Raw genomic sequence first — 20,465 nt, 5'->3', positions numbered from 1 at the left:
CGGCCACAATGGCGATGCCCAGCGCGCCGCCGATTTCCCGCGCCGTCTCTACCATGCCGCCTGCCAAACCGCTGACCTGCTCCGGGATTCCGATGAACGCGGCGACCTGCAGCGACGCCTGCGACAGTCCGATCCCGATTCCGACCGCGACGAAGCCGGGGAACAGGTCCGGCCAGTACGCGGCGTGTACGGGTATGCGGGCGAGCCAGAGCAGTCCGGCCGCCGCGACGCCCTGCGAGAGCGCCAGCGTCCATCCGGCGCCGAGGCGGGTGAGCAGGACGGGCGCGATCCCGGCGGCCGCCACCACCGCGGTCGCCGCGATCGCGAGATAGGCGACCCCGGTACGCAGGGCCGAGTATCCCAGCGCCTGCTGCATGAGCAGCGACGCCTGGAAGATGGTGGCGAAGAAGGACGCGAACACCAGCGCCGCCACGATATTCGCGGCATTGAGGGTGGGCCGCCGGAACATCGACAGCGGCACCAGCGGCGACGCCGAGCGATATTCGATGGCGGCGAACGCGGCCAGCAGCGCGCACCCGGCCGTCAGGAAGCCGAGCGTGATCCCCGACGTCCAGCCGTGGTCGACGCTCTTGTTGATGGCGTACACGAGCGCGGTGAGCCCGGCGGTCACCGTGACCGCTCCGGCGGAGTCGAACGGCCCCCGGTGGATCTTGCGGTCGGCGGGAACATATTTCGTGATCAGCGTGAGCAGGCCGACCACGATCGGAACATTGACGAAGAAGATCCACTGCCAGCCGGGCCCTGCCGTCAGCGCGCCACTGACCACCACCCCGACCGAGGCGGCACTGCCGCCGGCGGCGCCGAACACGCCGAGCGCCTTGTTGCGGGCGGCTCCCTCGGGGAACGTCGCGACGAGTACCGCCAGTGCGGCCGGGGCGGCGAGCGCCGCGCCCACCCCCTGCACCGCCCGCGACGCGACGAGCGGGGCGAACGACCCGGACAGCCCGGCCGTCAGCGAGGCGCCGGCGAACAGCGCCAGGCCCAGCGACAGCATCCGGCGGCGGCCGAGCAGGTCTCCGAGACGACCGCCGAGCAGCAGCAGGCCGCCGAGCAGCAGACCGTAGGTGATCACCACCCATTGCAGGTCGGCGGCGGCGAGGCGCAGATCGGATTGGATCGACGGCAGCGCGACGTTCACGATCGCGATGTCGAGCGTGACGATGAATTGGACGCCGCACATCAGGGCGAGGATCGCCCCGGGTTTCGCGGCCGGACCCGGCCGCACCGGTGGGGCGGATTGCTGGGCCGGGGAAGGTGACTGCCCGGCCGCGGAATGCGTGTGATTGACCATGCTTCCGACAACCGGCCGGGCACGAAAAACTCGTCGCGACAACGTTTCCCGGGACGCGACGAGTTTCCGGGACCGGCACGGTCGTGGAAGGTATGTGTTCTGAGGAAGCGTCCGGACCGGTGCTCATGGTGCTCACCGGTGAACCGGACGAGAGCCGCGCGTCGGCATGGTGCGCCCGGATCCGTGCGCTGCGCGCCGACGGGCACACCGTGATCGCGTGTGATGTGAACGGGATATCGGGCTGCGCGGCCACGGTGCTCCAGGCGCTGGCGCGAATTGCCCTGACCGCCAGGCAATCCGGTTGCCGGATCGTCCTCGTCGACGCGGACGATCGGGTGCGGTTCCTGCTCGAGCTGGCCGGGCTGCGCGAGGTGTGGGGCAGTGGCGGACCGGAAGGCGGGTGAGCGGCCGTCAGTCGAGTTGCTGCGGCAGCCCGAAGATCTCGAACAGTTCGGGCTGAATGAAGGTGTGCAGCGCCACGATCGCACCGTCGGAGCACTCGACCACCTGGATGGCGAAGGCCGTGGTGCGCCCCTCGAGCTCACGGTAGATGGCGACGGCCGGGCAGCCGTTGGCCTCGATCGGCAGCAGCCGTGCGGGGCGGCATTCCCCGCCCGCGCCACCCAGCCAGTCGCGGAACGACTCCCGGCCCGACAGCCAGAACGCCACCGGCGGCATATCGACGACCGCGTCTTCGCGCAGCAGCGACACGATGCCGTCGATGTCGAATCGCTCGAAGGCGGCGATATAGCTTTCGAGCAGGTCGGTGTCGATCGGATCGGACCCCGCCGCCGGGCGCGCCTGGGCCAGCGCTGCGCGCGCCCGGCGCAGCATGCTGTTGACAGCATCCGTGCTGAGGCCGAGCAATTCGGCCACCTCGGCGGCCCGCCAGCACAACACATCACGCAGGATAAGCACGGCGCGCTGACGCGGCAGCAGGTACTGCAAGGCGGCGACGAAGGCGAGCCGCACCGATTCACGCGATTCGGCCCGCGTGGCGGGATCCGCCGTCGCGCTGGTCGGGAACGGTTGCACCCAGGTCGATTCCGGCAGCGGCGCACCCAGCTCACCGTGCGGGTCGGCCGCGGCGGCCAGGTCCATCGGCAGCGCCCGCCGCCGCCGATCCGCGATGGCGTCGATGCAGACATTGGTCGCGATGCGATAGGTCCACGGCCGCAGCCCCGCCGGATCCTTGAGCCGGGCCGCGGACCGCCACGCCCGCATCATCGTCTCCTGTACCGCGTCCTCGGCCTCGAGCGCCGAGCCGAGCATGCGGTAGCAGTAGGACAGCAGCGCCGGTCGCAGTGCCACCAGCGACTCTTCCAGCGCGGGCACGGCGAGTGCGGAGGTCTGACTCATGCGATCGCTCCTCGAGGTCACGGCGCCGGTGCCCTCGCACACAACGCCTTCCACGATTGAGACCGCTGCGGACTCCGAAACTCGTCGCGATCGGTCACGCCGGGGTGGCGCTCACACCGCCGCGCCCGAGGTGAGCTTGGCGCGGCGCAAGGCGCGCAGTTCGTCGGCGCGGGGGTCGGCGACCTCGTGGGATTCGGGGCTGTCGAAGACCCGCACGGTCCGGGTGGCGGGCTCGAAGCGGGACCAGCCCGGGTCGCCGCAGGTGGCGAAGCGGACCCAGGCGCGATGCGTTTCGTCGGCCAGGCGTTGTGGGGGAGTGGGGCCGAGCAGGGCGTGTGCGGTGGCGAGTTGGTCGAACACGAACGGGATCTCGACCACGTGGCAGGCGCCCAGGTCGGCAATGCCGGAGCGCCAGGCGAATTCGTAGACGTACGCCGGGTTACCTACCGCGGCACTGGCTTCCGCGATCCGCATGACATCGTCACGGAAGACGTGGTCGGTCAGCACGGCGGCGAACACGTCCGCGGGACCGGCCTGCGGGCGATTGGCGACGTAGCGGTCGGCGACCGCGGGATCCAGGCCGTAGCGGGCCAGCAGCGGCCGCAGCGTGTGCTCGGTGATGGCGGCGGCCAGGCCGGTGGGGAAGGTGAAGAATCGGAACTCCTCCGCGGTCCAGCCGGTGAGCAGCGGCACCGTCCGATCCGGTGCGGCGGCAAGGACATCCACCGGGCGGTCCGGGACGATATCGCCGTCGATCATCGGGAAGAAGCTCATCAGGCCGAGCCCGTTGGCGATGATCGACGCACCCCAGCGTTGCGGGTCCGGGTCGGCCGCCAACTCCAGGGCGAGCGCGTCCTGGGCGGCGCGTAGCTCGTCCGCGCCGAGCGCCCCGAAGGCCGCCACCGTCGGTTCCAACCCGAGCAGATCGGCGAGCTGCCGCGCCACCTTGTCCGCGTCCTCGGCGGTCGCGACCGCGGAACCGTTGGCGCTCTGCGCGATCGCGCGCCGGAACAGCCCGCGCGCCCGCGGCGACGCCAGCAGCGCGACCACGCTCATGCCGCCCGCGGATTCGCCGAAGATCGTGACATTGCCGGGATCGCCACCGAAGGCCGCGATATTGTCGCGCACCCATTCCAGCGCGCAGATCTGGTCGCGCAGGCCGCGATTGGACGCGGAACCTGGAATATTCGCGAAGCCCGAGATGCCGAGCCGGTAGTTGATCGACACCAGCACCACGCCGTCGCGAGCGAAAGCGGTGCCGTCGTAGATCGTGCGCGCGTTGGAGCCGCGGGTGAACGCGCCACCGTGAATCCACACCAGCACCGGCAGGCCGCTCGCGTTCTCCGGTGCCCACACGTTCACGTGCAGGTACTCGTCGCCGGGAATCCCGTCGCTGCCCAGCAGGGCGTGAATCGGCGGCGGATACGGCGATTGCACACAGGTGGGCCCGAATTCGATTGCCTCGCGCACCCCGGACCAGGCCGCCACCGGCCGGGGCGCCTCGAACCGGGCGGGCCCGACCGGCGCGGCCGCGTACGGAATACCGAGGAAACGGGTGACACCGCCCGAGCTCGAACCTCGAACCTCACCGCCGGTGACGGTCACGATCTCTGCCATGTGAACTCCTTTGCCGGACTCCACTATCGCGCAGAGATCGCCGGGCGCGGGCCGGATCAGAGGCCGTCGAGCTCGGCGAGAATGTCGAAGGCTTGCTCGGCGGTGCGGTGCTGCACGTCGATCTCGGCATCGATCGCCGGTGCGAGATCAGGATTCCGCAGCGCCAGGCCGTTGGCGAAAATGGTGGTGTTGGCCCCGACATCGGCGGCGACGAGCAGCGGCTTGGTGGCCACGCCCTTGCCGAGCACGCGATCGAGGCCCTCGCCGAAGAAGTAGAACCGCCACAGCGGGCCCATATTGGCGGCGTAGGTGGAGTCGGTGCGCTCGGTGATCTGGTCGCCGGTCTCGGCGATACTCGCCACGATCTTGAAATAGTCTGCGGCATCCGACGGATTGGATTCGGCCTCGGCCACCGCGCGGGGCAGATCGACGACCAGGTGAGCGTTATAGCCCGCCAAGGCGACCCGGGCCGGGGTAGCGGCGCAATCGGCGGCGAGCGCGAAGTAGTTGGCCCAATGCGATTCCGGTGTGCCGCCGGTGAATTGGGTGTGCACATTGTCGAGGTAGCGACGCAGCAGATCGAAGCTGAGCCGATGCGCGTACTCGGAGTCGTTGAACGCCTGTGGATCCCGCTGCAACGGCATGACCGCGGCGTACTCGACGGTGTCCAGGCCGGATGCGAAGGTGCCGCGCCGATCGGCGTGCTGCTCGTAGATCTCGGTAATGCGGTGATCGCGCGCGACCGCATCCTCCAGCCTTGCCAACGCACTGTCCTCGGCGAGGGTGCCGGTGTCGGAGAGCCGGGCGATCTCCTCGTTCTCGGCGGCCGAGAGGGTCGGCGCACACGAGGTTTCCGAGGGCTCGGCGGCAGCCGTCGCGGGCGTGAGGACCGCGACGGTCGTCAAGGACAGTGCGGCAAACGAGGTCGCAAGTACATTGTGCACGATGAAAGTTGTAGCACTGATCCTTCGGCGTCGCATGATCGACACGGTTGACGGTGTCCGGCCAGGTTCAGGCCCACGGCAATTCGGCGCGAGTGCGCCAGAAGACCTCGGCGGGCTCGGCGAGGGCGGTGAGCTCGTTCAGATCGTCGGCGCTGAGATCGAGCCCGATGGCCGTCAGGTTGGAGGTCAGCTGCTCCGGTGTCGCGGCACCGGAGAGCACGATGTCGGCCCAGGGTTGCGCGGCGGCAGCGGCCAGCGCCAGCGCGTCGCGCGTGACGCCGAGCCGATCCGAAACGGTACGCAGGACGGCGGTGTCGGGTCCGATGGCGTTGCGGTCGGCGAGGCGTCCGTTGGCCATGGCTTCTTTCACCACGACCAGCCACCCCGCCGAATGTGCCTCGGCCAGAGCCGATCCCACGGACGGCTCGAGCAGGTTCCAGGTGGATTGCACCGCCGCGAACAGCGGGCGGCCGTCGACGGTGATGTCCAGGGCCGCGCGCAGGACCTGCGACTGCGCGGGCCCGCTCGTGGACAGTCCGACCCTGACACCTTCCGCGGCCAGCGCCGCCAATCTCGCGTGCAGACCCGCGTCGGTGAGGGCGGGGCTGCCGGGCGTCACCGAATGCACCAGATAGACATCGAGATGCTCGCCCAATCGGGCTCTGGTCTCCCGGATCTGGCGGTCGAACACCGCCACCGCGTGCTCCTTGACCTCGTGCACGGGCACCCCCGAGGAGCGCCAGTCGGCGGTATAGGTGTAACCCCATTTGCTGCCGATCACCGCGTCGGCAGTGACTTCGGGCCGCGCCCTCAACCACTCACCGACGAACTCCTCCGCCCGCCCATAAGACCGAGCAGTATCGAAGTACCGCACCCCCGCCGCCCACGCCGCATCGAGCAGCAGATGCGTCCGCGCCCGCATAGCCTCCACCGTCCGCTCACCCGGCAAATCGAGATCCCGCCCGAGCGTGATGTACCCGGGCCGCCCCACCGCAGCCGTCCCCAACCCGATCCGCGCCCGCGACGACTCGCTACCGGATCCGAATCCACCGGCGTCCATAAATCTCCCTTCGTCTTCCCCCGATCGTTCCCCCAGCGTTCCACGCAAGATCAAATCGCCCGGCGCGGGCCCGCTCAGCCGTCAGTGGGCGATGATCGGGGTGCCGGGCGGGGGTTTGGGGAGGAAGGCGGGGATCAGGAGGGTTACCAGTAGGCCGCCGATGAGGAAGATCCAGGCTGCGCACCAGAAGGTGGTGGTGTAGCCGTGTACCTGGGCTTGGGTCAGCAGGGTTGGGGAGGGGGCGTGGGAGGTTGCGTAGGTGCGGGTGGCGTCGGTGGCGATGGTGGTGAGGACGGCGATGCCGAGGGAGCCGCCTACCTGCATGACCGCGTTCACCAGGGCGGAGGCTGCTCCGGCGTCGCGGTTGTCGATGCCGGCCGTCGCGCCCTGGAAGGCGACCGACATGACCGCGCCGATGCCCAGGCCCAGCACGGTCAGGCCGGGCAGCAGGTGTGCGGTGTAGGTGCTGGTCGGGCTGGCTCCGGTGAGCCAGACCATTCCCGCCGCCGAGATCGCGAAGCCCAGTGAGACAGTGACTTTCGCGCCGATGCGTTGCAGCAGCGGCACTGCGGCGGCGGCCGAGACGATGGTGGTGGTGACCATCGGCATGAACGCGACACCGGCCTTCAGCGGGGAGTAGCCCAGGATCGTCTGCAAGTAGTAGATGAAGAAGAGGAACACCGCGAACATGCCGACCGCGATCAATGCCACCGCGAGATACGAACCGGCGCGGGCGGGATCGAGCACCACGCGCGGCGGCAGCAGGGGATCGGTGGCGCGGGACTGCCAGGCCGCGAAGGCCGCCACCAGCACGACACCCGCGCACAGCAGGCCGAGCGTCACCGGATCGCCCCAGCCGTGATCGGTCGCGCGCGAGAAGCCGCCGACCACACCGAACAGGCCCGCGCTGATCAGCAGCACACCCGGGATGTCGAGACGTGGCCGCCGCGTGGGGGTTTCGCGAGGCAGCGTCAGCAGCGCGCCGAGGATGCCGACGACGGCGAACGCCAGATTGATGTAGAGGGCCCAGCGCCAGGAGGCCCATTCGGTGAGCGCGCCCCCGAGCAGCAGCCCGATCGCGCCGCCCACCGCGGAGATCGCGCTGAACAGGCCGTAGGCCCTGGCGCGTTCGGCCGGGTCGGTGAAGGTGGCGGCTACCAGCGCCAAGGCCGCGGGGGCGAGCAGCGCGCCGAAGAGTCCCTGCCCGATCCGCGCGGCGACCAGGGTGACGAAGTTCGGCGCCAAACCGCCGACGGCCGAGGCGATTCCGAAGCCGAGCAGGCCGACCACCAGGGCCCGGCGGCGGCCCAGTAGATCACCGAGCCGCCCGCCGAGCAGCAGCAGGCTGCCGAAGGTGAGCGCGTAGCCGGTCATCACCCACTGCCGGTCCACATCGGCGAAGGCGAGTTCGCGCTGTGCCGCGGGCAGGGCGACGTTCATGACCGTCACGTCCAGCGCGACCATCAGCTGGGCGACGCCGAGGACGGCCAGCGCCCACCAGCGGCGCGCCGGGGCGGCCGGGATCTCCGGCGGGACGGGCACGCCCGCCTCGGTCGATTCGCTCGTGTTCGCCATCCCGGCAGTCCTCCACGCAGATAGTTGCTATGCCAAGAAATATTGATGGCATACCAACTAAAATGCAAGACGGGGTCGGATCGCCGCCGGTCACGCCCCATATACTGAATGGCATGTCAACTATTCGAGCGGGGGCCGGGGAACTCAACCAGATGGTTGTGCACATGAACCGGGCCTATTGGCTGGTCACCTCCGCTCTGCTGCGCCGGCTCGGGCTCTATGCCGGGCAGGAGTTGCTGCTCATGCAACTGTGGGAGCAGGACGGGCAGTCGCAGGCCGATCTGGCCAAAGCGCTCAGGCTGGATCCGTCCACGGTCACGCGCACCGTGCGCAGCCTCGAGCAGCAGGGACTGCTGGCCCGCACGCCGTCGCCGGTGGACCGCCGCGCCACCGTGGTCTCGCTCACCGACGAGGGCCGGGCCCTGCGCGAGAAGGTGGAATCCACCTGGTCGGAGCTGGAAGGCATTCTCACCCAGGGCATGTCGCAGCGTCAGCGCGACGACCTGTTGCGGCTGCTGCGCCGCGTCGAGAACAACCTCACCGCCGCGGGAGAAACCCTGCGCCTGGACGGCTGAGCGTCCGGCGGATGACGGATGCGGTAACGGATGCGGCCGGGCGCGGCGCATCCCTATCGTCCGTCCGATGGATATCGGGATGCGGGCGGGACCGGTGGCGGCCGTCGTGGCCTTGGTGATCAGTTGCCTGCTCCTGCTCGGATGCGAGCCCGGCCAACCGAACTCCCATCCGATCCCGATCGAATCGCTGCCCTCCGCACCGTCGCCGAGACCACCGGCCACCTGCGCGCCCACCGACGCGAAGGCGCCGCAACCCCACCCCAGCCGAAGCTGGCTCACACCACCGGCGCGTTGAAGGTGTCGGTGCCCAGGACGCTCAAGAGCGTCAGCTTCTCGTGGTCGTCGGTGCCCGGTGTCGCTGTGAAGATGAGCAGGGATTGGGATTGGTCCGGGTCCTGCAAGGTCTGGCAGAACAGGTCGATGCGCCCGACGTGGGGGTGGACGAAGCGTTTGGCGTGGTTCCACCGCAGTCCGACCTCGTGCCGGTTCCACAACCTCGCGAACTCCGCGCTGTCGTGGGCCAGTTTCGCGACCAGGCGGGCGGCCGGGGAGCGGGGTCCGTCCTTGGCGGTCGCGGCCCGCAGGAGCGCGACATTGATTCGACCGTTGAGATCGTGGTCGTCGGCGAGATACCGCTCGCGGGCGGCCGGGTCGGTGAACCAGCGGTAGGGCGCGCTGCGGGAGGCCCCGGTGTAGCGGGTCTGTTCGCCGAGCAGCGCCACGGCGGGCGGTGTCTGCAGCAGGGTTTCGCCGAGCGGACCCATGACCTGCGCCGGAGTGTCCTGCAAGCGGTCGAGGATGCGTAGCAGTCCCGGGCTGACGTGCTCGGTGCGCAAACGCGTTCGCGGAGAACGATATCCGCACAGCAGGAACAAATGGTCGCGTTCGTCGGGGGTGAGCCGCAGGCCGCGGGCGATCGCGGCGACCATCTGCTGCGACGGCTGGGGTCCGCTCCCGCGTTCGAGCCGGGCGAGGTAGTCGGCGGACATCCCGCACAGCTCGGCCACTTCTTCTCGCCGCAGCCCGCTGGTGCGTCGGCGCGATCCGCGGTGCAGGCCCACGTCCTCCGGCTGTAGCGCTGTTCGCCGGGCCCGCAGGAAAGTCCCCAACGCGATGCGGTCCAGGGTCTGTGCCATGTCTCTCCCCGCGGCTGTCCGCCACCGTCGCGAATTGCTGTCCGCCCCATCGTCGCAGCGGCGAGCGGGCGCAGCCACTGACTGGGAGTCAGTGGCTGCGCGGGTCCTTCCTGCCGGGCGGCGCGGTGTCTTCAACTGTTGGAGCAAGGACATCGCCACCAGTGAGAGGGAAAGGGCCCATGGCTGATTGGACAATGGCTGACCTGCCGGACATGTCCGGAAAGACAGTCCTCATCACCGGAGCCGGGAGCGGCCTCGGCCTGATCACCGCCCGGGAGGTGGGTCGGGTCGGTGCGCGGGTCGTACTGGCGGTGCGCGATACGGACAAAGGTCGCCGAGCGATCGCCGGGCTACCGGGGCACTACGAGCTGCGGCGTCTGGATCTCACCGACATGGAATCCGTGCGGCGCTTCGCCCACGAGTGGACCGGTGAGCTGAACATTCTCGTCAACAATGCAGGGGTCATGGATATCCCGGCGGCGCGGACGGCAGCGGGCTTCGATGTGCAGACGGCGACCAACTACCTCGGGCCCTTCGTGCTGACCAATCTGCTGCTACCGCATCTGAGCGAGCGAGTGGTCAGCGTCACCAGCCAGCTGCACCGCCAGTCGAAGCTGAAGGTAGACGACTTGGATTGGCGTGCAAGGGATTACCGGCGGATGGACGCTTACCGTGACTCCAAGCTCGCCCTGGTGCTGTTCTCCCTGGAATTGCAGCGACGGCTGACTGCGTCGGGCAGTCCGGTGAAATCGGTGCTCGCCCACCCCGGTATCGCGACGACCGCTCTGGCCGCGCACTCGTCCGCCAACATCATCAACCGCTTCGGATTCCTGCTCAACGACCCCGAACACGGGGCCTTGCCCGTTCTGTACGCGGCGACCCAGGATGTGCCGGGCAATGCCTATGTCGGCCCTGACGGTTTCGGCAGCATCAAGGGTTATCCAATCGTGCGCAAGCCGAGCCGGGCCGGGTTGGATCAGGCCGCCGCGTCCGCGCTGTGGCAGGCGACCGCGGCGCTGACCGGAGTCGGCTAGGTCGCGCCGCGCTCACGCGTCGCGGGTACTGCCCGGGCGGAGGTGACCGTCGGCGTCGAGTTCGGCGAGCACGGCGGGCAGGCCGACCGAGAGCATCCGGCGACGGACCCGGCCCAGCAGGGCGGACAACAGCAAGCCGCCGACGCCGGTGTAGCCGGTGTGGTCGTAGGTGAAGCGAGTGCCCGTGTCGCGGGGCTCGAGCCGATAGGTGACGGTGGTGAGCTGTCCGCCCTCACCGCTGGTCCAGCTGTACCGCAACAGCTTCGGGGCATCGATCTCGAGGATCTGGCAATCGACGATGCCGTTCCAGCCGGGCGTCGGCTTGCCGATGAACTGGAATCGGGCGCCCGGTTCGGAGCGGAAGCCGACGGGTCGGCCGCCCCGGCCGGTGGCGGTCCACAGCGGGACCAGCGCCGGGTCGGTGACGGCCTGCCAGACCTGGACCGGGGTGTAGGGGTAATCGCGAACGATATGGATGTCGCCCATGGGGTAGCTCCTGACGAGATGTCCGGAATTTTTCCGTGACTGTAAAACAGTATCAAGAAAAGTTCAGTCGCTGTAGTAATATCGCTTCATGGCTGGTCAGGGCGTGCGTGAACCGAACTCCGGGGAAGGTCTACGGGAACGGAAGAAGCGGTTGACGCGACAGCGGCTGTCGGACGCCGCGACCCGCATGTTCGTCGAGCGAGGGTTCGACTCGGTCACGGTGTCGGAGGTCGCCGCGGAGTGCGGGGTTTCGGAGAAGACGGTGTTCAACTACTTCCCGTGCAAGGAGGCACTCGTCTTGGACCGCCTCGAACCCGCCGTCGACGCGATCCGTGACGGACTGGCCGCCCCCGAAAACCCACCCGTGGCCACTCTCGTGCGGATTCTCGAGTGCGAGATACGCGGCATCACCGGCATGCTCACCTCCGGCGGTCCCGAGGCGGCCACCCGGCTGCGCCGCTTCGGAGACCTCTTGCGCGGCACCGCATCCCTGCGCGCCTACCAGAACGACATGATGGAGCGCTTCACGGCGATGACGGCCACGGTTCTCGCCGCCCGCGCCGGCCTGGCACCCGACCACCCGGAACCGCAGATCGCGGCCCACGCCCTATTGGGTCTGTGGCGGGTGCAAGCCGACAGTCTGCATCGCCACCTCGTCGCCGACCACCCGCCGGGGCGGCTGGCCGACGCGGTCCTCGCCGATGTCCGCCGGGCGGCCCGGCTGATCGAAAACGGTCTCGCCGCATGGGATCCGGTGCGCTGACCTCGACACCCCGCATCCTCGGCCGCCGAATCCCTTGTCACCGTTGCCCGTCCGCGAGCGCTCGCGCGCGCGGTTCGGGCACTCCCAGCATGAGCAGGCTGGTGATGGTTGCGGCGCGGGCGTCGACGGTCTGGTCGGAGCGGTGGTTGTCCGCGATGGAGAACACCGCGGCGTAGGCGAGCTGGCTGAGGATGTCCGCGGGCAGGTGTCGGCCGAATGCCTCGGTGTCCTGGCCGCGTCGCACGAGATCGGCGAGGATCTCGTCGACCGGTCCCAGCAGGGCGTGAATCTCCGCGCCGTATTCGCTGCGTCGAAGCGTCAGCAGGATTCGGTACCGATGCGCCAAAGGCCATACGCGGTCGATGAATTCGACCCAGGCCGCCTCGGGCGCTGCGTCGGCGGGGTCGACCTCGGTGAGTGCGGTGACGATCTCGCCCACCGCCTGTTGCGTGAGGGTTCGCACGAGATCGGCGCGGGTGGGGAAGTGGCCGTAGACGGTGCGGCGGACCACGCCGGCCGCGGCGGCGATATCGGCCATGCTGGCGTCCGGGTTCTTTCCCAGCGCCTCGAGCGCGACATCGAGGATGAGACTCCGGGTGTCGTTCACCGAGCGCGCCCGGGCGGATTCGATCTGCACCACTCGCTCATCATTGCACACTGGTGTGCAGTGAAGTAGATTGCACATCAGTGTGCAATGCACACCGGTGTGCAGCAAGAGTTCAGGAGAACACGCCATGACCGCATCGACGTCCGCGAACCCGAACCTCCTCCGGCCCTTCACCGTCGCGATCCCCGACTCCGAGATCGACGACTTGAAGCGGCGACTGGCGAGAACGCGATGGCCGGATCCGGAAACCGTCCCCGACTGGTCGCAAGGCGTCCGCTCGGAGAACGCCAAATCATTGATCGGCTACTGGGAGCGAGAGTACGACTGGCGTCGAATCGAGTCGCAGCTCAATGGCTTCCCGCAATTCATGACCACGATCGATGGACTCGATATCCACTTCATCCATGTCAGGTCGTCGAATCCGAACGCGATGCCGCTGCTGCTCACCCACGGATGGCCGGGTTCGATCGTCGAATTCCTGAAACTGATCGGTCCGCTGACCGACCCGGTGGCGTTCGGCGGAGACATCGAGGATTCCTTCGACGTGGTCGTCCCGTCGCTGCCGGGGTTCGGGTTCTCCCAGAAGCCGACCGAGACCGGGTGGACCGTTTCTCGTATCGCTTCCGCGTGGGTGGAACTCATGAGCCGACTCGGCTATGAGAACTGGGTCGCTCAAGGTGGCGATTGGGGCGCCGTCGTCACCTCCGCCCTCGGGGCCATGCGGCCCGAGGGTCTGCGCGGAATCCACTTGAACACCCAATACGTCTATCCCGCACGGATTCCCGACCGGCTCTCGTCCGAAGAGCGGTACGCGGTCGAGACTCTCGCGCACTACACTGGTGATCTCGGTGGATCGAACCACCTTCAGGCCACCAGACCCGAGACCGTCGGATTCGCTCTCGCCGACTCCCCGGCGGGCCAAGCGGTCTGGATCTACGAGAAATTCCAATCCAAGACGGACAATCACGGGCTCGCCGAGGACGCCCTGGGCATCGATGACATGCTGGACGTGATTTCGCTCTACTGGTTCACCAACAGCGCCGCGTCCTCGGGCCGCATCTACTGGGAGAACAGGTCGGCCAGCCTCACCGGCCCGAAACTCACACTGCCGGTGGCGGTCACGGTGTTCCCGCGCGACATCCCGCACCCGCCGCGCAGCTGGATCGAGAACACGTACACCGACCTGATCCACTACGGCGAGGCCGACAAGGGCGGTCATTTCGCGGCCCTCGAGCAACCCGAGATCCTGATCGACGAAATCCGCACCGGCCTGCGCGGTCTGCGCTCCTGAAACGAGAAACCGGTCCGAATCCGTGTTCGCGGTGCGGGAGCTACGTGGCGATTCCATGGCCGGAATCGCGGTATTCATGGCGCGATGAGAGGGGCGCACGGCGTACCCGGTCGCGCACACTGTTGCAGCGGCGGCCACACAGAACCTTTGTGGCCCAGCCGGTTCCGGCTGTCCGAATGCGGGCCGCGCAATGACCCATCCGATCCCGAGGAGTTCCCATGCCTGTCATCACCACGCCGGACGGCGTCGAGATCTACTGCAAGGACTGGGGTCAGGGGCAGCCCATCGTGTTCAGTCACGGCTGGCCCTTGTCCTCCGACGACTGGGACGCGCAGCTGATGTTCTTCCTGTCGCACGGGTTCCGGGTTGTCGCCCACGATCGGCGCGGGCACGGCCGGTCCGCGCAGGTCGCCGACGGGCACGACATGGACCACTACGCCGACGATCTGGCCGCGGTCGTCAACCATCTCGATCTCACCAACGCGGTGCATGTCGGCCACTCCACCGGCGGCGGTGAAGTCGTGCGCTACCTCTCGCGGCATGGACAGGACCGTGCGGCCAAGGCAGTGCTGATCAGCGCGGTGCCGCCGATCATGGTCAAGACCGCCGACAACCCTGGCGGACTGGACAAGTCGGTCTTCGACGGCATCCAGGAGCAGGTCGCCACCAATCGATCCGACTTCTTCCGCACCTTCGCCGAGGGACCGTTCTACGGCTACAACCGCCCCGGCGCACAGCCGTCGGAAGGCGTGATCGCCAACTGGTGGCGTCAAGGCATGGCCGGTGGCGCGAAGGCGCACTACGACGGCGTGGTCGCGTTCTCCCAAACCGATTTCACCGAAGAACTCACCAAGATCACCATCCCGACCCTGGTCCTGCACGGCGAGGACGACCAGGTGGTTCCGATCGCGGACACCGGCATTCGCTCGGCGGAACTGCTGCCCAACAGCACCCTGAAGACGTATCCGGGCTTCCCGCACGGCATGCCGACCACCGAGGCCGCGACCATCAACGCCGACCTGCTCGCCTTCATCCGCTCCTGAGTTCCGCAGGGGGCCGAACTTCGGCGGCCCCCTGGTTCGCGGTCGCGTTCACAGACCCTGGTCGGACAGCCAGGCGAGCACCGCGTCCGCGACGTCCTTCCAACCGCTGTCCACGGTGAGCGAATGGCCGCGCCCTTCGAACTGCCGCAGTTCGGTGACCGCGGTGGAGTCGCGGTACTGCTTCAGCGTGGATCGGGTCACCACGTCGGGCACCGTATGGTCCTCCAGACCCGAAATGAGCAGCAGCGGACCGCGATTCGAATTGTCGGTGTCCACCTTCGCCTGTGAGTGCAGTACGAAGTTGGCGGCGGCCGCCTGGAACAGCGGGCGGGCCGGGGACGGAATGGTCCAGCGCTCGAACAGTTCGTCGGATTCCTGCTCGGGTACCGCGTTTCCGAACCCGAACCGGAATTCCTTGGCGGTCAGGGAGACCGCCCGGTGCAGGTTGGCCGGGTTGCCCAAGGCCGGTAGGCCGGAACGCAACTGGGCCAGCGGCAGCGGCAACACGCCCTTGATTTGCGCCGGATCGATCGCCACACCCGCGACCCCGCGCCCCTCACCGAGGAGCTTCTCGGTGATCAGGCCGCCGAACGAGTGGCCGATGATGACGGGCGCGGTAGGCAGGCCGTCGATGATCTCCGCGAAATGCGCTGTGGCGTCGTCGATCCCGATGTCGGCGACCGCGTCGGCGTGTTCACGCGCTTCCGCGACCGTGTCGGGCTCACCCGGCCAGCCGGGTGCGATCGGGGCGTATCCGGCGGCGCGGAAGTGCTCGACCCATGGCCCCCAGCTGGTGGCGTGCAGCCACAGGCCGTGAATGAAGACCACCGGGGTAGGCGATTGCGGCATGGCGATCCCTCTCTGCGCGAATGACGGCGACTCCCCGGTCCACTCCAGCACCGACACGCTGGGACTGTCCAAGTCCTATTCGCACCCGATCGATAACCAAAACGTCATAATGGCAGGCGAATACGGAGGCGAGGCCGCGCGTGCGGTCAGGCGGAGGGGACCGTGGACCTGGATCTGCGTTTGCTGCGCTACTTCGTCGTGGTCGCCGACGAACTGCACTTCGGGCGTGCCGCAGCGCGTCTGCACATCAGCCAGCCCGCGCTGTCGAAGCAGATCCGCAAGCTCGAGGAGCGGCTCGGCGAGCGCTTGCTGGAGCGTGACAGCCGCCATGTCAGCCTCACCCGGCGGGGAGCCCGGGTGCTGACCGACGCCAGGGACATGATCGCGCTCGCCGACCGCATCGGCGAACAGGCCATCGAGTCCGACACAGTGCGCATCGCCCACATCTTCGAACTGCAGACGAGTCGCGTCATCGCGGACGCCTTCGCCGCGACCCACCCGGACATCCGGCTCGTCGAGCGCTCACTCGACAGCCTCCGGCAACTCGACGCGCTGCTGGCCAACCGGCTCGACGTCGCGATACTGCGGGTCACCGCGGACATGGCGGCACGGCACCCGACGGGCTGGCGCTTCCACCGCCTGCGCCTGGAACCGATGCGGCTCGTCGGCCGCCCGGGTGATCCGCCACGAAAGTCGGTGTCGTTGTTCGAGCGTCCGGTCGAGGTCTTCGCGGACGCGCCCGCCTCCGGGCTGTACAACGCGCACGGTGAATACCTCACGGCGCTCGAACGCCATACCGGCCGGTCGATGCGCTGGCTCGGGAATCCGGGCACCTTCGGACATTGCCTGGCCGCCGTCCAGCGCGCGAACGACCCGGCCTTCCTGCTCGAATTCGAAAGCTACGCCGTCCGATACGACGAGGCGGGCATCCCGACCCATCAACCCGCCGAACTCCAGCCCTACTACCCGTGGTGCATCGCCTGGCGCGACGAACCGCTCAGCGCGCCGGTCGCGGAATTCCTGCGGGTCGCCGAACAGACCGCCCGCCTGCACGATTGGCACCTCCCGCCGCATCTGGGCGCGCCGCCCTGGCTGCCGCCCGACGAGCCGAGCGATTCCGCGCAGGCCGCGATGACGGCACCCCGATACTCACCGTCATGGACCGCTTGACCGCCGCCGGCACCGGCTCGGTGAAGGAACGGACCGGGTGACTTCGGTCGGCTTCTTCAGCGAACCACCCGGTCGCTCTTAAGCGGGGCGGCCTAGCGTCGGCGCACCGGCTGGGCGAGGTAGGGGAGGGTGCGGTGGTGGTTACCGAGGTGGGGGAGGTCGCTGCGGTCGAGTCGGGGGATGTGCCGGTAAGGTGCGCTGACGCGGAGTCGGACCTGCCGCCGTGGAGTTCGGCGACGCGGGTCGGGTTCCGGTTCGGGGCTTGCTATTTCGGGCTGTTCGGGTTGGTGGGTGTGATCGGATTGCTGCCGATCCTGCTCGCCGGGATCGGGGTCGATACGGGATGGGCTTCGGTGCATCACCTGCTGGGGTGGGCGCGGACGCCGATCGGCTGGACCGCCACCCACATCCTGGGGCTGCGGGTCACCAGTACCCAGGTGGGTAGTGACAGTGGGTTCCAATGGACCGCACTGTTTCTCGTGCTGGTGATCGCCCTGGTCGCCACGGTGGTCTGGTCGGTGCTGGATCGGCGCAGGGTTCGCTACACCCGGTTGTACGCGTGGACGCGGGTGGGGCTGCGGTTCGTGCTGGCGATCGCGATGTTCTATTTCGGGATGGCGAAGGCGATTCCGACGCAGATGCCGTTCGTGCTCAACCGGCTGGTGGAGCCCTTCGGGAACTTCAGTCCCGAGGGCGTGCTGTGGTCGCAGGTCAGTGTGTCGCAGCCGTACGAGATCGCCTTGGGGGCGGCGGAACTGCTGGCGGGGGTGCTGCTGGTGGTGCCGCGAGCGGCGACGGCGGGGGCGCTGCTGTGCGCGGTGGACATGACGCAGGTGTTCCTGCTGAACATGACCTACGACATCCGGCTCAAGACGGTGTCGTCGCAATTTCTGCTGTTGAGCCTGTTCCTGCTGGCGCCGCACGCCCGCCGGGTCTACGCGGTGCTGTTCTCCGACCGTGCCGCGCCTGCCCTGCACCAGGTTGCGCTGTTCGCCTCGGCGCGCGCCAACCGGATCGCGCTGATCGCGCAACTCGTGGCGGGTCTGGTGCTGCTCGGGGTGACCGGTGTGCAGAACTGGCGGCAATGGCAGCATCCGGCACCCGAGCTGTACGGCATCTACGAGGTGGACCACTTCTCCTCGGAAGGCTATGCGCGCGACCCACTGCTCACCGACGAATTGCGGTGGCGGCGAGTCGTTGTCGACCGCCCCTTCCACGTCACCGATCCGGTGGTGCTGACCATCCAGCACATGGACGACTCCTTCGAGATGTACGGCGGCACCATCGACCCGAAGCGGCACTTCATCGATCTGCACCACAGCATCGCCCTGGGCACCTACGCCGAGACCCCGGTCCACGTTCGCCTGAGCTACTGGTGGCCGGGGCCCGGACTGCTCGTCATCGACGCCGACGACTATGCGGGACACCGCATCCACGCCTACTTCAAACAGCTCGACCCGAAGTCGTTCCCCTTGCTCGAGCGTGGATTCAGCTGGGTGCAGGAACAGCCCTACAACCGGTGAGCGTGGTTCACCCGACGGGGATCGCCTCGTGGACCCGATCGAACTGCTTGCGCAGCAGCCGAACCCACGGCGACCAGCGCGCGGGCCGGGCGGGCGGATGCCCCACCGCCGTGGCCGCGCGGTCGAGCAGATCCTCGATCAGCGCGTCGTGCAGCCAGCGGATGGCGAGCGTCCACAACAGCAGACTCTGGGGACCGCGCGCCTCCGCCACGATGAGATGCCTGATCACGCAACCGGATTCGCCCCGGTCGATGAGTTCGAGCGTATGCGTCCCGGCGAACGGCATGCTCGCCGCGAAGGTGAATTCGACGACGCGGCCCGGCTCGTAGGCCGTGCAGTGGTAGCGGATGGCGCCGTGGCCGCCGTCCGCGCCGACCTGCAACGGCCGGTCCAGTATCAGGGGCGGCCAGTGGTCACCGGGCCACACCGGATTGCCGCGTTCGGCCACCGCGTCGAGCAAGACGCCCAATTCCTTCGCCGAGACCGGCAGTTCGCGCTGATGAATGTTCCAGATCATGGGCCCGCCCACTTCCGTACGCTACCGTATGGTTCGGATCCATACGGTAGCGTACGGAAGCGTGGCGGAGAAGAGGCAACGGCTCACACGTGACGACTGGATCACCGCGGCCCTCGCGGCTCTGACCGAGGGCGGCGTGGCCGCGGTCGCCATGGAACCCCTTGCCGCCCGGCTGAACTCGACGAAGGGCAGCGCATATTGGCACTTCGCGAATCGCGACGAGTTGCTGCGCGCCGCCCTTGAGCGCTGGGAGCGTGACGAGACCGAGTCGGTGATCACCCAGGTCGCCGCCGACCCCGACCCGGCCACCGGCCTGCGGACCCTGATGGCCACCGCCATGTCGCACCCGCAGGAGAACCTCGCGGTCACCCTGGCCGGTTCCACCGACCCCTCGGTCGAACCCGTGCTCACGCGAGTCACCAACCGGCGCATCGACTATCTGGCGGAGTTGTTCGCCCGGCTCGGTTTCGACGCCGAGACCGCGCGCAACCGCGCGGTGCTGACGTACACCAGTTACCTGGGCACCGGCCAACTCTGGCGGACCGCCCCGGGCGCACTGCCCGCGGGCGCCGCGGCCTGGAAGTCCTATATCGACGAGATCTGGCGGGCGTTGAGCACGCCCGGTGACTAGCCGCGGGTACGCAGGCCGTCGATGGTCACCGAGATCATCCGGTCGGTCGCCTCGGGCGTGGTGGCCTCGCAGGCGACGCCGATGCCGTGCCCGAAGCGCAGCAGGTCGGCGGGCTCGATATCGGGCCGGATCGCATCCACCGAGCGGGCCGCGTCCAGCAGCAGGGTGGCCGCCTCGGTGATCGCCGCGCGACACAGCTGGAAGGTCGGCGTCTGGCGGTCCATGCCCGCCTTGAGGGTGGTGGCGAGCGCTCGGTTGAGCCGCACCCAGCCCACGTATTCGCGCAGCCACGTCTCGAAAGCCATGTCCGGGGAACTGTTTTCGACCAGCTCGCGGGCGCGGTCGCTCAGCTGCTCGATATTGGAGCGGTAGACCGCCTCGATGAGCACCTCGCGATTGGGGAAGTGCCGGTAGAGGGTGCCGATGCCGACGCCCGCGCGGCGGGCGATCTCCTCGAGTGGCGCGTCCGGGCCGAGTTCGCTGAAGGCGGTCTGGGCGGTGGTCACGATCCGCTCGTAGTTCCGGCGCGCGTCCGCGCGCATCGGCTTGCCCGTCGACGGTGCTTCCACGAACCCTCCACTAGAAAACGGATGGACCCTCCGGATAGGCTTGCGTAAATGGAGGAACCCTCCATATGATAGCTCCATCGGAAACGGAGGATACCTCCGTTTGATTCCCTCTTCTGGAGCGTTCCTTTGTCGACCTCTTTTTCGACCGATGCTGCCGTCGCGGCGACCCGCGACCCGGCCTCCCCGCGCGGACTTCGATCCGGCATCGTGCTCGCCACCCTGCTGACCTGCCAATTGATGATCGTCCTCGACATCACCGTGATGAACGTGGCCCTGCCGCGCATCCAGACCGACCTGCACTTCAGCGCCACCGGCCTGTCCTGGGTGATGAACTCCTACAGCCTCGTTTTCGGCGGACTGCTGCTGCTCGGCGGCCGCGCCGGTGACCTCTTCGGCCGCCGCAC

At 68.4% G+C, this 20,465-nt stretch carries 22 protein-coding genes; 10 read left to right on the top strand and 12 right to left on the bottom strand.

Annotated features, from left to right (window positions below):
• On the bottom strand, nt 1–1,312 hold a 1,312-nt coding region (locus ACWELQ_RS10580), incomplete at its 3' end, for an MFS transporter (protein WP_452396773.1).
• Nucleotides 1,313–1,404: 92 nt separating this feature from the next.
• Between ACWELQ_RS10580 and ACWELQ_RS10575 the strand changes: the two genes are divergently transcribed.
• Nucleotides 1,405–1,716: an STAS domain-containing protein gene (locus ACWELQ_RS10575; RefSeq protein WP_452396772.1), complete on the top strand. Its 312-nt coding sequence runs from the start codon at nt 1,405–1,407 to the stop codon at nt 1,714–1,716.
• Between the two features lie 7 nt (nt 1,717–1,723).
• Here ACWELQ_RS10575 and ACWELQ_RS10570 read toward each other — a convergent pair whose 3' ends face one another.
• The 5 genes from ACWELQ_RS10570 to ACWELQ_RS10550 form a co-directional block, all read right to left on the bottom strand.
• Nucleotides 1,724–2,692, bottom strand: coding sequence for an RNA polymerase subunit sigma-70 (locus ACWELQ_RS10570; RefSeq protein WP_452396771.1), 969 nt, complete (start codon nt 2,690–2,692; stop codon nt 1,724–1,726).
• 90 nt (nt 2,693–2,782) lie between these two features.
• Nucleotides 2,783–4,288, bottom strand: coding sequence for a carboxylesterase/lipase family protein (locus ACWELQ_RS10565; RefSeq protein WP_452396770.1), 1,506 nt, complete (start codon nt 4,286–4,288; stop codon nt 2,783–2,785).
• Nucleotides 4,289–4,344: 56 nt separating this feature from the next.
• Nucleotides 4,345–5,232, bottom strand: coding sequence for a DUF5995 family protein (locus ACWELQ_RS10560; RefSeq protein ID WP_452396769.1), 888 nt, complete (start codon nt 5,230–5,232; stop codon nt 4,345–4,347).
• 67 nt (nt 5,233–5,299) lie between these two features.
• Nucleotides 5,300–6,292: an aldo/keto reductase gene (locus tag ACWELQ_RS10555; protein ID WP_452396768.1), complete on the bottom strand. Its 993-nt coding sequence runs from the start codon at nt 6,290–6,292 to the stop codon at nt 5,300–5,302.
• An 81-nt stretch (nt 6,293–6,373) separates the two neighbouring features.
• Nucleotides 6,374–7,867, bottom strand: a complete 1,494-nt coding sequence (locus ACWELQ_RS10550) for an MFS transporter (protein ID WP_452396767.1) — start codon at nt 7,865–7,867, stop codon at nt 6,374–6,376.
• A 113-nt stretch (nt 7,868–7,980) separates the two neighbouring features.
• Here ACWELQ_RS10550 and ACWELQ_RS10545 point away from each other — a divergent pair, with 113 nt between their 5' ends.
• Nucleotides 7,981–8,442 (top strand): MarR family winged helix-turn-helix transcriptional regulator, encoded by a 462-nt coding sequence (locus ACWELQ_RS10545; protein WP_452396766.1) that lies wholly within the window; start codon nt 7,981–7,983, stop codon nt 8,440–8,442.
• A 275-nt stretch (nt 8,443–8,717) separates the two neighbouring features.
• On the opposite strand, the gene ACWELQ_RS10540 is transcribed toward ACWELQ_RS10545, so the two are convergent.
• Complete coding sequence (locus ACWELQ_RS10540; RefSeq protein WP_452396765.1) at nt 8,718–9,578, bottom strand: helix-turn-helix transcriptional regulator; 861 nt, start codon at nt 9,576–9,578, stop codon at nt 8,718–8,720.
• A 179-nt stretch (nt 9,579–9,757) separates the two neighbouring features.
• On the opposite strand from ACWELQ_RS10540, the gene ACWELQ_RS10535 reads away from it, so the two are divergent.
• Entirely contained in the window at nt 9,758–10,612 is an 855-nt protein-coding gene (locus ACWELQ_RS10535; RefSeq protein ID WP_452396764.1) for an SDR family NAD(P)-dependent oxidoreductase, read from the top strand.
• A 12-nt stretch (nt 10,613–10,624) separates the two neighbouring features.
• On the opposite strand, the gene ACWELQ_RS10530 is transcribed toward ACWELQ_RS10535, so the two are convergent.
• Nucleotides 10,625–11,098, bottom strand: coding sequence for an SRPBCC family protein (locus ACWELQ_RS10530; RefSeq protein ID WP_452396763.1), 474 nt, complete (start codon nt 11,096–11,098; stop codon nt 10,625–10,627).
• A gap of 88 nt (nt 11,099–11,186) precedes the next feature.
• On the opposite strand from ACWELQ_RS10530, the gene ACWELQ_RS10525 reads away from it, so the two are divergent.
• Nucleotides 11,187–11,861 carry a TetR family transcriptional regulator gene (locus tag ACWELQ_RS10525; protein ID WP_452396762.1) on the top strand — a complete coding sequence of 225 codons (675 nt, stop codon included), beginning with the start codon at nt 11,187–11,189 and terminating at the stop codon, nt 11,859–11,861.
• A gap of 37 nt (nt 11,862–11,898) precedes the next feature.
• Here the strand turns inward: ACWELQ_RS10525 and ACWELQ_RS10520 are convergent, their stop codons facing one another.
• Nucleotides 11,899–12,501, bottom strand: coding sequence for a TetR/AcrR family transcriptional regulator (locus ACWELQ_RS10520; RefSeq protein ID WP_452396761.1), 603 nt, complete (start codon nt 12,499–12,501; stop codon nt 11,899–11,901).
• Nucleotides 12,502–12,595: 94 nt separating this feature from the next.
• On the opposite strand from ACWELQ_RS10520, the gene ACWELQ_RS10515 reads away from it, so the two are divergent.
• Together ACWELQ_RS10515 and ACWELQ_RS10510 are read left to right on the top strand one after the other, a co-directional pair.
• Nucleotides 12,596–13,759 (top strand): epoxide hydrolase family protein, encoded by a 1,164-nt coding sequence (locus tag ACWELQ_RS10515; RefSeq protein WP_452396760.1) that lies wholly within the window; start codon nt 12,596–12,598, stop codon nt 13,757–13,759.
• A 218-nt stretch (nt 13,760–13,977) separates the two neighbouring features.
• Nucleotides 13,978–14,802 (top strand): alpha/beta fold hydrolase, encoded by an 825-nt coding sequence (locus ACWELQ_RS10510; RefSeq protein WP_452396759.1) that lies wholly within the window; start codon nt 13,978–13,980, stop codon nt 14,800–14,802.
• A gap of 48 nt (nt 14,803–14,850) precedes the next feature.
• Here the strand turns inward: ACWELQ_RS10510 and ACWELQ_RS10505 are convergent, their stop codons facing one another.
• Nucleotides 14,851–15,708: an alpha/beta hydrolase gene (locus tag ACWELQ_RS10505; protein ID WP_452396758.1), complete on the bottom strand. Its 858-nt coding sequence runs from the start codon at nt 15,706–15,708 to the stop codon at nt 14,851–14,853.
• Nucleotides 15,709–15,813: 105 nt separating this feature from the next.
• Between ACWELQ_RS10505 and ACWELQ_RS10500 the strand changes: the two genes are divergently transcribed.
• On the top strand, nt 15,814–16,821 hold the full coding sequence (locus ACWELQ_RS10500; protein WP_452396757.1) for a LysR family transcriptional regulator: 1,008 nt from the start codon (nt 15,814–15,816) through the stop codon (nt 16,819–16,821).
• A 149-nt stretch (nt 16,822–16,970) separates the two neighbouring features.
• Nucleotides 16,971–18,344 (top strand): DoxX family protein, encoded by a 1,374-nt coding sequence (locus tag ACWELQ_RS10495; RefSeq protein ID WP_452396775.1) that lies wholly within the window; start codon nt 16,971–16,973, stop codon nt 18,342–18,344.
• A gap of 7 nt (nt 18,345–18,351) precedes the next feature.
• On the opposite strand, the gene ACWELQ_RS10490 is transcribed toward ACWELQ_RS10495, so the two are convergent.
• Nucleotides 18,352–18,873 carry an SRPBCC family protein gene (locus ACWELQ_RS10490; RefSeq protein ID WP_452396756.1) on the bottom strand — a complete coding sequence of 174 codons (522 nt, stop codon included), beginning with the start codon at nt 18,871–18,873 and terminating at the stop codon, nt 18,352–18,354.
• Nucleotides 18,874–18,922: 49 nt separating this feature from the next.
• Here ACWELQ_RS10490 and ACWELQ_RS10485 point away from each other — a divergent pair, with 49 nt between their 5' ends.
• Nucleotides 18,923–19,492, top strand: coding sequence for a TetR/AcrR family transcriptional regulator (locus tag ACWELQ_RS10485; RefSeq protein WP_452396755.1), 570 nt, complete (start codon nt 18,923–18,925; stop codon nt 19,490–19,492).
• Here ACWELQ_RS10485 and ACWELQ_RS10480 read toward each other — a convergent pair.
• On the bottom strand, nt 19,489–20,061 hold the full coding sequence (locus tag ACWELQ_RS10480; protein WP_452396754.1) for a TetR/AcrR family transcriptional regulator: 573 nt from the start codon (nt 20,059–20,061) through the stop codon (nt 19,489–19,491). The genes ACWELQ_RS10485 and ACWELQ_RS10480 overlap by 4 nt on opposite strands.
• Nucleotides 20,062–20,268: 207 nt before the next feature.
• Here ACWELQ_RS10480 and ACWELQ_RS10475 point away from each other — a divergent pair.
• On the top strand, nt 20,269–20,465 hold a 197-nt coding region (locus ACWELQ_RS10475), incomplete at its 3' end, for an MFS transporter (protein ID WP_452396774.1).

Source organism: Nocardia sp. NPDC004722 (assembly GCF_053601505.1).
The sequence above is the reverse complement of the archived record's forward strand: the minus strand, read 5'-3'. Positions and strand labels throughout refer to the sequence as shown.